The organism is Salmonella sp. 32010601201800023SM (genome assembly GCF_017572235.1).
GTDB classification, from domain to species: domain Bacteria; phylum Pseudomonadota; class Gammaproteobacteria; order Enterobacterales; family Enterobacteriaceae; genus Salmonella; species Salmonella enterica.
The window spans coordinates 375,252-390,178 of record NZ_JAGEQS010000003.1 but is presented as its reverse complement, the minus strand read 5'-3'; the positions used below and the strand labels follow the sequence as shown (position 1 = coordinate 390,178).

The 14,927-nt window shown below is 52.3% G+C and carries 13 protein-coding genes; 3 read left to right on the top strand and 10 right to left on the bottom strand.

Annotated features, from left to right (window positions below; translation table 11 throughout):
- Window positions 1-308 precede the first annotated feature (308 nt).
- Window positions 309-1,619 (top strand): glutamate/aspartate:proton symporter GltP, encoded by a 1,311-nt coding sequence (gltP, locus tag J4617_RS12690; protein ID WP_000793278.1) that lies wholly within the window; start codon window positions 309-311, stop codon window positions 1,617-1,619.
- Between the two features lie 157 nt (window positions 1,620-1,776).
- On the opposite strand, the gene yjcO is transcribed toward gltP, so the two are convergent.
- The 6 genes from yjcO to J4617_RS12660 all read right to left on the bottom strand — a co-directional run bounded on the left by yjcO (window position 1,777) and on the right by J4617_RS12660 (window position 7,795).
- Window positions 1,777-2,466 (bottom strand): Sel1 family TPR-like repeat protein YjcO, encoded by a 690-nt coding sequence (yjcO, locus tag J4617_RS12685; protein ID WP_000771454.1) that lies wholly within the window; start codon window positions 2,464-2,466, stop codon window positions 1,777-1,779.
- A 176-nt stretch (window positions 2,467-2,642) separates the two neighbouring features.
- Window positions 2,643-4,790 carry a formate dehydrogenase H subunit alpha, selenocysteine-containing gene (locus tag J4617_RS12680; RefSeq protein WP_001575298.1) on the bottom strand — a complete coding sequence of 716 codons (2,148 nt, stop codon included), beginning with the start codon at window positions 4,788-4,790 and terminating at the stop codon, window positions 2,643-2,645.
- 354 nt (window positions 4,791-5,144) lie between these two features.
- The gene (gene lpxO / locus J4617_RS12675; RefSeq protein ID WP_000457035.1) at window positions 5,145-6,053 is read right to left on the bottom strand and encodes a lipid A hydroxylase LpxO; all 909 of its coding nucleotides are present in this window, start codon (window positions 6,051-6,053) and stop codon (window positions 5,145-5,147) included.
- A 257-nt stretch (window positions 6,054-6,310) separates the two neighbouring features.
- Window positions 6,311-6,745, bottom strand: coding sequence for an aminoalkylphosphonate N-acetyltransferase (gene phnO, locus J4617_RS12670; protein WP_017465941.1), 435 nt, complete (start codon window positions 6,743-6,745; stop codon window positions 6,311-6,313).
- A gap of 151 nt (window positions 6,746-6,896) precedes the next feature.
- Complete coding sequence (gene yjdN / locus J4617_RS12665; protein ID WP_017465942.1) at window positions 6,897-7,340, bottom strand: VOC family metalloprotein YjdN; 444 nt, start codon at window positions 7,338-7,340, stop codon at window positions 6,897-6,899.
- A 119-nt stretch (window positions 7,341-7,459) separates the two neighbouring features.
- A complete protein-coding gene (locus J4617_RS12660; RefSeq protein WP_000056482.1) occupies window positions 7,460-7,795 on the bottom strand; it encodes a zinc ribbon domain-containing protein YjdM in 336 nt (111 codons plus the stop codon).
- A gap of 467 nt (window positions 7,796-8,262) precedes the next feature.
- Here J4617_RS12660 and proP point away from each other — a divergent pair, with 467 nt between their 5' ends.
- A complete protein-coding gene (gene proP / locus J4617_RS12655; RefSeq protein WP_000919711.1) occupies window positions 8,263-9,765 on the top strand; it encodes a glycine betaine/L-proline transporter ProP in 1,503 nt (500 codons plus the stop codon).
- Between the two features lie 69 nt (window positions 9,766-9,834).
- Window positions 9,835-9,924, top strand: coding sequence for an LpxT activity modulator PmrR (gene pmrR / locus J4617_RS12650; protein WP_000844399.1), 90 nt, complete (start codon window positions 9,835-9,837; stop codon window positions 9,922-9,924).
- Between the two features lie 7 nt (window positions 9,925-9,931).
- Here the strand turns inward: pmrR and pmrB are convergent, their stop codons facing one another.
- The 4 genes from pmrB to adiC all read right to left on the bottom strand — a co-directional run bounded on the left by pmrB (window position 9,932) and on the right by adiC (window position 14,791).
- Complete coding sequence (pmrB, locus tag J4617_RS12645; protein WP_001212189.1) at window positions 9,932-11,002, bottom strand: two-component system sensor histidine kinase PmrB; 1,071 nt, start codon at window positions 11,000-11,002, stop codon at window positions 9,932-9,934.
- Between the two features lie 9 nt (window positions 11,003-11,011).
- Window positions 11,012-11,680, bottom strand: a complete 669-nt coding sequence (gene pmrA / locus J4617_RS12640; protein ID WP_000697899.1) for a two-component system response regulator PmrA — start codon at window positions 11,678-11,680, stop codon at window positions 11,012-11,014.
- On the bottom strand, window positions 11,677-13,320 hold the full coding sequence (gene eptA / locus J4617_RS12635) for a phosphoethanolamine transferase EptA (protein ID WP_000919290.1): 1,644 nt from the start codon (window positions 13,318-13,320) through the stop codon (window positions 11,677-11,679). The genes pmrA and eptA overlap by 4 nt, the downstream gene beginning before the upstream one ends.
- Before the next feature lie 133 nt (window positions 13,321-13,453).
- The gene (gene adiC, locus J4617_RS12630) at window positions 13,454-14,791 is read right to left on the bottom strand and encodes an arginine/agmatine antiporter (RefSeq protein WP_000093130.1); all 1,338 of its coding nucleotides are present in this window, start codon (window positions 14,789-14,791) and stop codon (window positions 13,454-13,456) included.
- Window positions 14,792-14,927 lie beyond the last annotated feature (136 nt).

The following is a 14,927-nucleotide window of genomic DNA, read 5'->3' as shown; positions in this document are numbered from 1 at the left end:
TTAAAAAAACGGCGAATGAGACACAAGTAAAAATTAATTACCTCAGTGTATTATTCGTTTTTGACGAAGTAAAAAACTTTCCATAACAAATAGTTATTCATCATTAACGCCATAAACTCGCGTTATTATGCATAAAAACAGCCAAAAGCCCTGTTATGAAAGGGTTGCGCAAGACGCTATGCAAATGATACTGATTATGCGCGTTAAAAAACTCTACAAACCAACGCAACACAAATCATACCCTTTCAGTATGTATTGCTCTCATGCTTTCGGCGGAGAGCAACGCTTCATCGAGGAAGTCTGTTGTTATGAAAAATTTGAAAGTCAGCCTGGCCTGGCAAATTTTGCTGGCTATGGTGCTGGGCATTCTGTTGGGCAGCTATCTGCATTATCACAGTGACAGTCGTGAATGGCTGATTGCCAACCTGCTGTCGCCTGCTGGCGATATCTTTATCCATCTGATTAAAATGATCGTCGTGCCGATCGTGATCTCGACTCTGATTGTCGGCATCGCCGGCGTTGGCGATGCAAAACAGCTAGGCCGTATCGGCGCCAAAACCATTCTCTATTTTGAACTGATCACTACGGTGGCGATTATCCTCGGCATTACGCTGGCGAATGTCTTTCAGCCAGGCTCAGGCATTGATATGTCGCAACTGGCGACCGTCGATATTTCGAAATACCAGAACACCACGGCGGAAGTACAAAGTCATGCGCATGGGCTGATGGGGACGATACTGTCGCTGGTGCCGACCAATATCATCGCATCGATGGCCAAAGGGGATATGCTGCCAATTATCTTTTTCTCGGTCCTGTTTGGGCTGGGGTTGTCATCCCTGCCGGCAACGCACCGCGAACCGCTGGTGACGGTATTTCGTTCCATCTCTGAGACCATGTTTAAAGTCACCCATATGGTGATGCGCTATGCGCCAGTGGGCGTTTTTGCGCTGATCGCCGTCACGGTGGCGAATTTTGGTTTCGCGTCGCTGTGGCCGCTGGCGAAACTGGTGCTGCTGGTACACTTTGCCATTATCTTCTTTGCGCTTGTAGTGCTGGGCATCGTGGCGCGCCTGTGCGGGTTAAGTATCTGGATTCTGATTCGCATTCTGAAAGATGAATTGATTCTGGCGTACTCGACTGCCAGCTCCGAGAGCGTACTGCCGCGCATTATCGAGAAGATGGAAGCTTACGGCGCGCCAGCCTCTATCACCAGTTTCGTGGTACCGACCGGTTACTCATTTAACCTCGACGGCTCCACGTTATACCAGAGCATCGCCGCCATTTTTATCGCGCAGCTATACGGTATCGACCTGTCGCTGTGGCAGGAAATTGTACTGGTGCTGACGCTGATGGTGACGTCGAAAGGGATTGCCGGCGTGCCTGGCGTTTCCTTCGTGGTGTTACTGGCGACGCTGGGCAGCGTGGGCATTCCGCTGGAAGGGCTGGCGTTTATCGCCGGTGTCGACCGTATCCTCGACATGGCGCGTACTGCGCTAAATGTGGTGGGGAATGCGCTGGCGGTGCTGGTGATCGCCAAGTGGGAACACAAGTTTGACCGCAAAAAAGCGCTGGCCTACGAGCGCGACGTGCTGGGCAAATTTGATAAGACCGCCCAATAACGGATTGCCGGATGGCGCTTTGCTTATCCGGCCTACAGCGAAAGAGAATGTAGGCCGGATAAGGCGTTCACGCTGCCATCCGACAACCTGCTCCGGGTTGCCTGATGGCGCTACGCTTATCAGGCCTACAACGACTACGTTCATCCGACAATAAACATCAGCCATTTGTTAGCGTTTCGAACTCTTCGCAACCGGTATCAAACCCTTCCAGACAGCTTAGATTCAACCAGTGCAACGCCTTCTGCTTGTTCTTTTCAATAAAGCCCGGTTCACCGTTTAAAAACATCATTCCCGCCCAGTATTCTGAATAGCCGGTACGGGAAATGGCGGAACTGCGTTTGAAATACCAGGCGGCTTTTTCATCATCGGCGGCAATGCCCACGCCGTTGGCGTAAATCAGGCCAAGCAACATTTGCGCATCCACCGCGGAGTCGTTATCCAGATCTTCAGAGGCCTTTTGCAGCAGCGAGATGGCTTTTGGGTAGTCCGGGCGCCCGGCCTGGGTGTTGACCAGGATCCGCGCCAGCGTAATTTCTCCCGCTTTACTGCCCGCGTTAGCCGCCTTTTCAGCCAGCTTTTTCGCGTCGGGATAATCCAGGCTTACCGGATTAGTGATTTTGATTTGCGCCAGTAGCGCGCAGGCGTCGGCGTCGCCACTGTCGGCGGCTTTTTGCGCCCAGTATTCAGCTTTGTTCAAATCGCCATAGCTCAACCAACTGTCGGCCAGAAAATATTGTGCGCGTCTGTCACCTGCCTCTGCTGCCTGCAAATACTGGCTACCCGGCTCAGGATCTGCGGCATGGGCAAAGAATGTCATAAACAACATCAATGCAAGAAGTAGTTTCATTTTGAATTTTATTTAGGGTACGGAAAAGACAGTATAAAGAGATCGTATGGATAAAAAAACAGCCTCCGGACGGAGGCTGTTATAGGGAAAATGCCTGATGGCGATGCTAATGCATCTTATCAGGCCTACAGTAGACGCAGGCCGAATAAAGCATTCTGATGCCGCCATCCGGCAGATCAACCCATTGCGCTTTCGCGCAGGCGGGTTTTCAGCTTGTTGTACTCATCAATCACATACTGCTCGGCGGCTCGCTGATCGGCGATCGGCTCAACGCGTACGGCGCAGTATTTGTACTCCGGCGTTTTGGTAATCGGGCTGAGGTTTTCAGTCACCAGCTCGTTACAGGCGCCAATCCACCACTGGTAGGTCATGTAAATCGCCCCTTTGTTCGGGCGATCGCTGACCTGCGCGCGGGTGATGATTTTACCTTTGCGCGAATGAACCCACACCAGCGCTTCATCTTCAATGCCCAGACGCGCGGCGTCGGCGGTATTGATTTGCGCATAGCCCGGTTCATCGGCCAGCGCGGCCAGCGCCGCACAGTTACCGGTCATTGAGCGGCAGGAGTAGTGGCCGACTTCGCGCACCGTCGACAGTACCAGCGGGTACTCTTCGGTGAGCTTATCGATAGGCGCTACCCAGTCGCAGGTGAAGAACTGCGCCAGACCGTTGGGGGTATCGAACTTCTCTTTAAAGAGGTACGAGGTTCCCTGATCGGCATCCGACGTGTCGCGGCACGGCCACTGGATATAGCCCAGCTCGCCCATTTTCTCGTAAGTGGCGCCGTAGAAATCCGGGCACAGATGACGCAACTCATCCCAGATCTCCTGGGTGTTGTTGTAGTGCATCGGATAGCCCATCCGGGTGGCGATTTCACTGATAATCTGCCAGTCGGTTTTCAGGTCCCACTTCGGTTCAACGGCTTTAAAGAAGCGCTGGAAGCCACGGTCAGCCGCAGAGAAGACGCCTTCATGCTCGCCCCAGGAGGTGGAGGGTAAAATCACATCCGCCGCTGACGCGGTTTTGGTCATGAAGATATCCTGCACGATGACCAGTTCCAGATCCTCAAACGCTTTACGTACTGCAGAGAGTTCCGCATCGGTTTGCAGCGGATCTTCACCCATAATGTACGCCGCGCGCACTTCGCCATGCGCCGCACGGTGCGGCAGCTCGCTGATGCGATAGCCGGTATGCGCAGGCAGACTTTCTACGCCCCAGGCTTTAGCGAACTTCTCGCGGTTTTCCGGGAACTTAACGTACTGGTAGCCCGGATAAGTATCCGGCAGCGCGCCCATATCGCACGCGCCCTGAACGTTGTTCTGGCCGCGAACCGGGTTAACGCCCGCGCTTGGCTTGCCGAGGTTGCCGGTCAGCATCGCGAGGCTGGTCAGTGAACGCACGGTTTCCACACCCTGATAGAACTGGGTGACGCCCATCCCCCACAAGATCGCTGCGCTTTTCGCGCTGGCATACATCCGCGCCGCCTGACGAATTTCCTGTGCGCTCACGCCAGTGATCTCTTCGACGGACTCTGGCGTATAGCCTTCGACAATCTTACTGTACTCTTCAAAACCTTCGGTACGGCTGGCGACAAACGCTTTGTCGTACAGGTTTTCTTCAATAATGACATGCCCCATGGCGTTGAGCAGCGCGATATTCGAGCCGTTTTTCAACGCGATATGCATGTCGGCAATGCGCGCGGTTTCAATTTTGCGCGGATCGCAGACGATAATTTTCGCCCCGTTGCGTTTAGCGTTAATCACATGATTCGCCACGATAGGGTGGGAATCCGCCGGGTTATACCCGAAGACGAACACTAAATCAGTGTTATCAATTTCGTTAATCGCATTACTCATTGCGCCGTTACCGACCGATTGGTGCAGACCTGCAACCGATGGGCCGTGTCAGACGCGAGCGCAGCAGTCAACGTTATTGGTACCAATAACGGCGCGTGCGAATTTTTGCATTACATAGTTGGTTTCATTTCCGGTACCGCGAGAGGAGCCGGTTGTCTGGATTGCATCCGGACCGTACTTCGCTTTGATGGCGCTCAAACGTTCAGCGACGTAATTGAGCGCTTCATCCCAGGAAACAGATTCCAGTTTGCCGCCACGCTGGCGACGGATCATTGGGGTTTTCAGGCGCGGGGTCAGGATCTGGGTATCATTAATAAAATCCCAGCCGTAGTAGCCCTTCAGACACAGGGTACCCTGGTTGGTTTTCCCCTGCGCCGCCTCAGCCCGGACGATTTTGCCGTTATCGACCACCAGATTGATTTTGCAACCTGATGCGCAATACGGGCAAACCGTGACGACTTTTTTCATCGGTTTCGCTCCAGTTAATCAAATCGCGCATACGCGCTGTCGCCCTCAGTATGCATGTTTTATGCCACTTTTTTAGTATGGGCTTTCCCTGATATTACGGGCGAATTTTGCTCAAAACCCTGACGAAAAACAGGCTATCGTCAGTTTTGACGTGTCGAAAGAAAATACCGCATGACATTTATTATGGGGAGAAACGCGGAGCGCAGGCCAGATAGGGCGGAGCCGCCATCCGGCAATCTGCTCTGCCTGAAGTGGAAATTACCCGGATGGATAGACTCAAGGCCAGGGAACGCTTTGAGACTAACGCCAGGATAGAACAGGCCGCGGCAGGCAGTTCCATACCGCGGCCCGGCTTCAGAGGAGGCTGAAAAGGATTATCGCGGCAAAAATAGCGGCAATAACGAGATATTTCAGTGCGTAATAGAGAGTGCGGTTTTTCTTTTTCAGCCGTTGCCCGGCATCGCGTGCTGCGTGAACGTATTTAAAGATGCGATTAATCGCACCGGTGCGATCGTTCTCGTCGTTTGGCGAACTGGCGGCGGACATCAACGATGCGCCGACCCAGTGGTTTACGCTCTGCGCCCAGCGCCATTTCATTGGGCGCTCAATATCGCAAAAGAGGATAATACGCGTCTGCTCAGTTTTATTTTCCGCCCAATGAACGTAGGTTTCGTCGAAGATGACGGCTTCGCCGTCGCGCCAGCTATGGCGCTGTCGATCAACTTCAATAAAACAGCGGTCGTCATTCGGTGTGCTTAATCCAAGATGGTAACGTACTGAACCGGCATAGGGGTCGCGATGTTTTCCCAGATAGGCTCCGGGAGGCAACTCGGCGAACATCGCCGCTTTAATAGAGGGGATGCTGTTGACCAGCTTTGTCGTTATCGGGCATAACGTTTCCGCCGACGGGTGGGCATCGGAATACCATTTAAGGTAAAACCGTTTCCAGCCGCGCTTGAAAAAGGTGTTGAATCCGGCGTCGTTATTGGACTGCGCGGCTTTTATGTGATGCTGAAGCCGTAGCGCCTCTTCACGAATCACCTGCCAGTTTTCCGTCAGCTTCTGCAGCTCTGGAAATGCCGTGGTATCAAAGTACGGCTGCTTTGCCGGTAACGTTGAGAAGCGAGTCATGAACATATTGATCGGCGCCATAAACGTCGAGTGGTCAAAGAGTTGACGGGAAAGTTTTTGTTTTTCCACACCGCGTGAATGCGCATAAATGACGCTGATAATAAAAATACCGATAATGATTGCTGCGAACATAACGTCACTGTCCTTCTAAGAAAACCTCATCCCGGGATTTTCAGGCAACCCTCCCGGTGATGCCAAAGAGAAAAGTGTAGTTCGTTGACAATAAATTTACATTTCTACAACTTAAAAGGGCCATTTTTGCTAAAGAAGCGAGTCAGCTCGTTTAACCTTTATCCAGGCTTGCCGACAGTAGAATTAAGATGGCTCCGCTACTTCACCCGGTGACGGTTGATTACGTTATGTCTTATCTCCCGATGACGGCTGCCAGATCACAATGCTTTCGTAAACCGAAAATGACTTTGCTTGTAACCTTCGCGAAGATAAAAACGGTGTGCATCGCGGCGTTTAATATTTGTGGAAAGCTCCGTTAGCTCGGCGCCCGCCTGACGTGCTTCTTCTTCTGCCCAGGCCAGAAGCTGACTGCCAATTTTTTGTCCCCGCATCGGCGGTAATACCACCAGCTCCTGAATTTCGCCAATCCAGTTGGCATGATGGAGATGAAACTGCATATGCAGGCTGATCATGCCGACTACCTCTCCGTTGCGTAGCGCTAAACGATAATGAAGGTTGGGGTCCAGTAAATTAGCGGCGAACCCATCTCTGAAAGCCTGATAATCAAGCTCATTTTTAAGTAACTCACAGATAAGCGCGTAAACAGAATCGGTATCCTCTGTTGTCGCGTGGCGTAATTCACAGACTGACATAATGTCCTCCCGACGCTTCATCAGGATCAACCATCTTTCGCCAGACTGTAGCAAACTACCGTCATTATTTATTCTATGGCAGTTAAACGGCGGATAACGTGCAGCCAAAGATCACTCTGATGGCAAGGGGGAGGGCGAGCCTCCCGGGGAGTTAGGTGGCAGGCTGATGTTTAATCACGTTAATCATCCACGGCACACCGAAACGATCGCTGACCTTGCCGAAACCCTGTGCCCAGAAGGTCTCCTGCCAGTCCATTTCGATTTTCCCTTGTGCGGCAAGGTTATCAAACCAGCGCTTCCCTTCTGCTACATCCTGGGTATCAAGCACCAGCGTAAAGCCGGAATAATGCGCCGTTCCCGACGCGCTGGCATCACTCATCATGATATCGCTGCCGGCAATGCGCATGTTGGCGTGGGCGATAGCAGTATCGGGAAAGCGCATTCCTGACGGGCAACCCTCTTCGTTATCCGCCGCCGAGGGGGGCATTTCACCGAAGCTGAGTTTATAAAGCAGTTCTGCGCCTAACGTTTGTTGATAATACGCGATGGCGTCGGCACAGTTGCCGGCAAAAGAGAGATAGGGACTTAACGGCATGATGGTTACCTCAGGTAAGAGATGCTCGTTAAGTGTAGTTCGAAATTGGCACAATATTGTCGGTGGCAGGGCCGCTCAGGCCCGGTAAGCAAGGCGCTACCGGGCAATGACACGGTAAATCAGTTCTTTTTCACGAACTCGGATTTCAGTTTCATCGGGCCAAAACCATCGATTTTGCAGTCGATGTTATGGTCGCCTTCAACCAGACGAATATTCTTCACTTTGGTGCCGATTTTCAGCATGGAAGAGCTGCCTTTTACTTTCAGATCTTTCACGATGGTGACGCTATCGCCGTCCGCCAGCAGGTTGCCGTTGGCGTCTTTGACAATCAGCTCATCGCTCTCCTGAGCGGGTTCCGCATCGTTCCATTCGTGAGCGCATTCCGGGCAGATGAACATGCCGTTATCTTCGTAGGTATATTCGGAGTTACATTGCGGGCAGTGGGGTAATGACATGTTGGTATCCTCAAAAAGTCAGCGGGGGCAAACGCGCCCAAAAATGGCAGATCGCCGAAAAAGGCCGCAATTATACACAAAATCCTTAGCGTTGTCGGGACTATTGCCGCTTTTATAAAAGGGTCTGCGCCACGCCAGTCAGCAATGGTTTACACTCAAATAACCGCTTTTTTACTGTCACCACAGCGCATTGGGGCGTCCTTATTTACACCTTTTGACCGAATTGACATATATGTGTGAAGTTGATCACATATTTAAACCCTGTTAGGGTAAAAAGGTCATTAACTGCCCATTCAGGCGTCAACAGGTTCGGTTGTACAGTCCGTAACCGGACAGTGTAAGTAAACCTGCTACGCTTGTATGAGGGATAGCGTTCGCGCCCCTCCCTCCGCTCGACGGCGACGCTGGCGCGGTATGCCAGTGCCCGCCGTATATAGCGCTACAGGGCTTAGCCTATGAGGACAGCTATGCTGAAAAGGAAAAAAATAAAACCGATTACACTGGGCGATGTGACCATCATTGATGATGGTAAACTTCGCAAAGCGATTACCGCCGCCTCGCTGGGCAACGCGATGGAGTGGTTTGATTTTGGTGTTTATGGATTTGTTGCCTACGCGTTGGGTAAAGTCTTTTTCCCCGGCGCCGATCCCAGCGTCCAGATGATTGCCGCGCTGGCCACGTTTTCCGTTCCCTTCCTGATTCGTCCGCTCGGCGGGTTATTCTTTGGTATGCTCGGCGATAAATACGGGCGCCAGAAGATCCTGGCGATCACGATTGTGATTATGTCGATCAGTACCTTCTGTATCGGGTTAATCCCCTCTTACGCGACGATCGGTATCTGGGCGCCAATACTGTTGTTGCTGTGTAAAATGGCGCAGGGCTTCTCGGTTGGCGGGGAATATACCGGCGCGTCGATCTTTGTCGCGGAATATTCGCCGGATCGTAAACGCGGATTTATGGGAAGCTGGCTGGATTTTGGTTCCATCGCCGGGTTCGTGCTGGGCGCGGGCGTGGTGGTCTTAATCTCGACGATTGTCGGCGAGGAGAATTTCCTGGAGTGGGGCTGGCGTATTCCGTTTTTTATCGCCCTGCCATTGGGAATTATTGGTCTCTACTTACGCCATGCGCTGGAAGAGACGCCAGCGTTTCAGCAGCACGTGGATAAACTGGAGCAGGGCGACCGCGAAGGGTTGCAGGATGGGCCGAAAGTCTCCTTTAAAGAGATTGCCACCAAACACTGGCGTAGCCTGTTGTCATGTATCGGTCTGGTGATTGCCACCAACGTGACCTACTACATGCTACTCACCTACATGCCGAGCTACCTGTCGCATAACCTGCACTATTCTGAAGATCACGGCGTGTTGATTATCATCGCCATTATGATCGGGATGCTGTTTGTGCAGCCGGTGATGGGGCTGCTGAGCGATCGTTTCGGTCGTCGTCCGTTTGTGATTATGGGCAGCATTGCGCTGTTTGCGCTGGCGATCCCGGCCTTCATCCTGATTAACAGTAACGTTATTGGCCTGATTTTTGCCGGTTTGTTGATGCTGGCGGTGATTCTGAACTGCTTTACCGGGGTGATGGCCTCGACATTGCCGGCGATGTTTCCGACGCATATTCGTTACAGCGCGTTGGCGGCGGCTTTTAATATCTCTGTATTGATTGCCGGTCTGACGCCAACGCTGGCGGCCTGGCTGGTGGAAAGCTCGCAGGATCTGATGATGCCGGCGTATTATTTGATGGTCATCGCGGTGATAGGCTTGGTTACCGGTATTTCCATGAAAGAGACGGCCAATCGTCCGCTAAAAGGCGCAACGCCAGCGGCGTCGGACATCCAGGAAGCGAAGGAAATTCTGGGCGAGCATTACGATAATATTGAGCAGAAAATCGACGACATCGATCAGGAAATTGCGGAGCTGCAGGTCAAACGTTCGCGTCTGGTACAGCAACATCCGCGTATCGATGAATAAATTTCGCGCTTAAGGTTCGCTTAATCTCTCGCGGGCATACTCTCCTCCATACCTTTGGAGGAGAGCGTCATGAAAAGCTATATTTATAAAAGTTTGACGACCCTGTGTAGTGTGCTGATTGTCAGCAGTTTTATCTATGTGTGGGTCACGACGTATTAAACGCCTGTTATGCCTTTTTCAACAGCACCCAGGCACGGGTGCCTGTTCTTTCCGTACGGTTTTGCAGGAAAAACTGTCCCTGATGTAGCTGGGTGATGCGGCTGACGATACTCAGCCCCAGGCCAATTCCGCCATAACGGCTGTCCATCCGCACGAACGCTTCGCTTAGCTTCCCGCATTTGCTTTCATCAATACCCGGCCCCTCGTCTTCGACCGCCATAATAGCGTCGGGGTCGGCGCTAATGTGGATAGTGATATGGGTTCCTTCAGGGCTATAGCGATGCGCGTTTTCCACCAGATTTCGCAGCAGCATACGCAGTAACGTCGCGTCACCGCGCACTACCACGTCCGCCGCGCTTTCCGGCAGCAACAGAGTTTGCTGGCGCGTTTCCAGCATGGTGTTCAGCTCATCGTAGGAGGGGAGGATCACATCTTCCAGCAGTTTTACTTCCTGATAATTCCCGGAAGAGAATGACTGGCCCACGCGCGCCAGTTGCAGAAGCTGGGAGACGCTATCCATCATCTGGTCAAGACGGGCGATAAGCGGCGCGACATCAACATTGTGGGTTTTTGACAATAATTCCAGGTGCAAACGCACCCCCGACAGCGGCGTGCGTAGCTCATGGGCCACATCGGCGGTAAAAAGGCGTTCATTGTCGAGCGTGGTGGTCAAACGCGTAACCAGTTGATTGATCGCCGAGACGACGGACTCAATCTCAAGCGTGGAGCTGTGAATGGCGATCGGCGCCAGATTATCCGCCGTCCGTGCTTCCAGCTCTTTTTGCAGTTCGGCGAGCGGACGGGTAATACGCCGTACTGCCTGGTAACAAATTAGCAGCGTCAGGCTAACCATAAATACGCCGGGGACGATCAGGCTGGCGACCGCCTCGCGAATTTCGTGCATGATATGGCGATCGTTATTGCGATTATCCCGTAGCGCCTGCTCGAACAATTGGATTTGCTCAGTGCTTTCATGCCATAACCAGAAGGTACTGATTAACTGGAACACCAGCAGAATAAGACCAATTGTCAGCATTAAACGCTGGCGAAGGGTCATCGCTCTTCGCTGAAAACGCATCAGGCTCACTTAGCTTTCCTCAGTGGCAACCAGCATGTAGCCAAACCCGCGAACCGTGCGAATGCGCGACTTGCCGACTTTGTCGCGCAAATTATGTATATGCACTTCCAGAGTGTTGGTCGAGGGTTCGTTATCCCAGTTGTAGATATCGTTATAAAGAATTTCCCGGTGCACCGGACTGCCTGCCTTGAGCATCAACCGTGAGAGCAGCGCGTACTCCTTAGGCGTCAGGGTCAGTTCCTGTCCATCCCTCCATGCCTGATGGCGGCCTATATTGAGCGTCAGATTGCCAACCGTCAGTTCACTTTCACCCTGATTATTATGGCGGCGCAGCAGCGCGCGGATGCGGGCGTGCAACTCCTCCAGGGCGAAGGGTTTAACCAGATAATCATCTGCGCCGACATCCAGCCCGGTAATGCGATCGTTGAGCGTATCGCGGGCGGTCAGAATGAGTACCGGCAGGGTATATTTTTTCTGTCGGATTCGCGTCAGGAAATGCAGGCCATCCTCATCGGGCAGCCCTAAATCCAGCACCATCAGACTGTAATGACCAGACTCCAGACTATGCTCGGCGGCACGCGCTGTCGAAACGCCATCACACGCATAGCCTTCGGTTTGCGCGGCGAGTATTAACCCCTGTAATAATAGCGTGTCGTCTTCAACAATCAGTATCTTCATTCGCTTAGTCTCCTGCACGGTTGCAGAATATCATCTGCGGCCTGGTAATACGTCGTTTGTACGCCGGTTAATCCCAGCATGGTTGAGAAAAGATTGTCCTGTGAATAATCCAGCGTGCTCGCCCGTTTTTGCAGGCAGGCCTGATCCACCTGATAACGCTGTTGATAATCTTTAGAAAGCCAAATGAGCATCGGGACATGTTTTTGCGTATCCGGCGCAATGGAATACGGCAAACCGTGTAAATAAACGCCATTTTCACCCAATGATTCGCCGTGATCGGAAAGATAGACCAGGCTGGTGGTGAATTTATCCTGATGAGATTTCAGCAGGTTAATGGCTTTATCTACAATATAGTCCACGTACAGCACGGTATTATCATAGGTGTTGATCAACTGCTGTTGGGAACAGTTCTGAATTTCGTTAGTGTCACAGGTTGGGGTAAATTTTTTAAACTGCGGTGGATAACGGTTGTAATAGGTTGGGCCGTGGCTGCCGATGGTATGTAATACAATAACGCCATCGCCTTTCAAATGGTCGATATAGTCTTCCAGACCGTGAAATAACACTTCATCGTAGCACTCGCCGTCGATACATTGTCCGGGCAGGTTTAGCTCGGTGACATTTTGATGCGGAACGCGATCGCATGCGCCTTTACAGCCGCCGTCATTATCATTCCACAGTACGTTAATCCCCGCGCGCTGGATAATATCCAGTAGCCCTTCCTGGTGATGCGCCAGCTCTTCGTCATAATGTTTGCGCGGCATATCAGAAAACATGCAGGGAACGGAGATCGCGGTCGCCGTACCGCAAGAGGTGGTATGCGGGAAATAGATCACATCGTCTTTCGCCAGCCGCGGATTGGTGTCGCGCGGATAGCCGCCAAGAGAGAAATCATCGCCGCGCGAGGTTTCGCCAACGATGAGAATCGTCAGGTTTTTGCGATCGCCTTTCAGCATTAATGGATTGCGATGGGCATCCTCGCCAATGCGTACCAGCGGCAAATTCGCCAGCCGTTGATGCGAATACCATGACCAACTGGCGACAATACTGTTCGATGGGCTTAACGCTTTGATCAACTGTTTATTATTTCGAAATAGCGAGGCGTAATCTTTATAGAAAAAGGCGGCGACCAGAATAACTAATAAAATAGAGATCAGGACGCTGGCCAGGCGGTAAAGCCCGCTACGTAAGCGCGGCGTCGCCGGACGGATTTTGACCCAGAAGGCAATCACGGCTGCCAGAACGCCGCTTAATCCCAGCGTCAGCACCATTTGCGGCGTCATCAGCGCAAAGGTTTCCGCGGGCGTGGTATCCATCATATTGGCGATCATGGAGCGATCGATGATGATGCCGTAAGTCAAAATAAAATACTGCGCGGCAGCGCCGACCAGAATAAAAACGCAGGCCAGCAGTCGGTTTAGCCAAATAAATGAGGCCAGCGTCAGCACACTATTGACCACGCTAAACGCGACGACCGGCATGGAAATAAACACCAGCACATTGCGCAGCGAGTTTAACGGTAGGTCTTGTAGTACCTGCTTGTAGAACGCAATGTTCAGGCAGACGGCAATATAAAAGGAAAAAAGCAGAAGCCAGGCGATTTGCCCAAGAACAGGTCTTTTAAGAAAGCGCTTTAACATGTTGATGCGTCCATCGATTCGGTGACGCTAATCGTGACAAAGTAAAATTAAGTGAACCTTAAGAACTTAATGTTGGTGGCGGCCGGATAACCTGCGCTATCCGGCCTGTTGCGATAACATTAACTACACGTGGTCAATCCTGTTTAACCGGCGCATCCAGCGGATACGGGTTTTTGTGAATGCGGTTGTAATTCAACGCATACAGCGCGGTGATCACCATCAACGTGACGAACGACCACATCACTTCTTTGGCGCCGGAACCGATGACCGCCCAGATGCAATACACAAACGCGACGAAGGTGATCAGCAGATACAGCGGGCGCGCTTTACCAAAGTGACCGTGGCCCAATAGCAACAGCGCGGCACAGGTGTAAAGATAAGGCACCAGGGTGAAGATAACCGACACGGAGGAGACCAGACCAAACTCTTTCGCGGCGTTCGGCGACATACTGCTGAACTGGAAGATAGTCATCAGCACGCCGACGATAAGCAACCCAGCCACTGGCGTACCGGCTTTATTAACCCGTGCGAAGATTGGCGGGAAGAGACCATCGTCCGCCGCCGCTTTTGCGGTTTGACCGGCAAGCAGCGTCCAGCCGCCGAGAGAGCCCAGGCAACCCGCTGCCGCACAGAAGGAAACAATAGCCCCTGCGGTATCGCCCAGCGCCATACGCGCCGCGTCACCGAAAGGCGATGCCGACACGCGCAGCGCCGCGTTGGGGATCATCCCCATAATCGCCGTTGTGGAGAGCACATAGCAGACGGCGGCGATCAGTACCCCGCCGATGGTGGCGATAGGCACATTGCGTTTCGGGTTTTTGACCACACCGGCCGCAACGGAGGCACTTTCTACCCCGATGAATGACCACAGCGTAACGTTCAACGTGCTTTGAATCGCGCCGAAGGTATTCATGCCGCTCACGTTCCAGGCCGCCATATAGGTTTCGCCTTTAAACCAGAACCAGCCGAAGACCGCAATCCCTACGATAGGCACCAGCGCCAGTACGGTGGCGACGGCCTGTACGCGGGTAATCATTTTCGGCCCGACGATGTTCAGCAGAACAAAAATCCACAGCACCGCGACGCAGGTAAGCGTTAATACCAGCGGATCTTTCAGAATTGGGAAGAAATAGCTCAGATAGCCGACGCCGATAACGACCATCGCGATATTACCGATCCAGCATGCCAGCCAGTACAGCACGTTCGTTTGATAGCCCAAAAACGGCCCGAAGCAGCGGCGTGCGTAGGCATAAGAACCGCCGGGACTGGGATCTAAGGACGACATTTTGGCATAAACCATCGACAGCGCCAGGGCGCCGATGATAGTGACCAGCCATCCGTAGATTGCAATCCCGCCAGTGGCCGCCAGGTTGGCAGGGAGTAAGAATACCCCTGAACCCATAATATTCCCCGATACCATTAAGGTGACGGGGATTAGGCCCACTTTGTGAGCATCAGCATCCGAAGACATAATTTGGACTCCTGAAAAGGTGACTTCGTTACGATAAATTACGTCGTATCATACCCCCTCAGAATGCCGCTGAATTATGTCGGAGACGGGTTATCGCCAATGCTGCTATTATCGTGTCTTATCGTTGAGTGTAGAA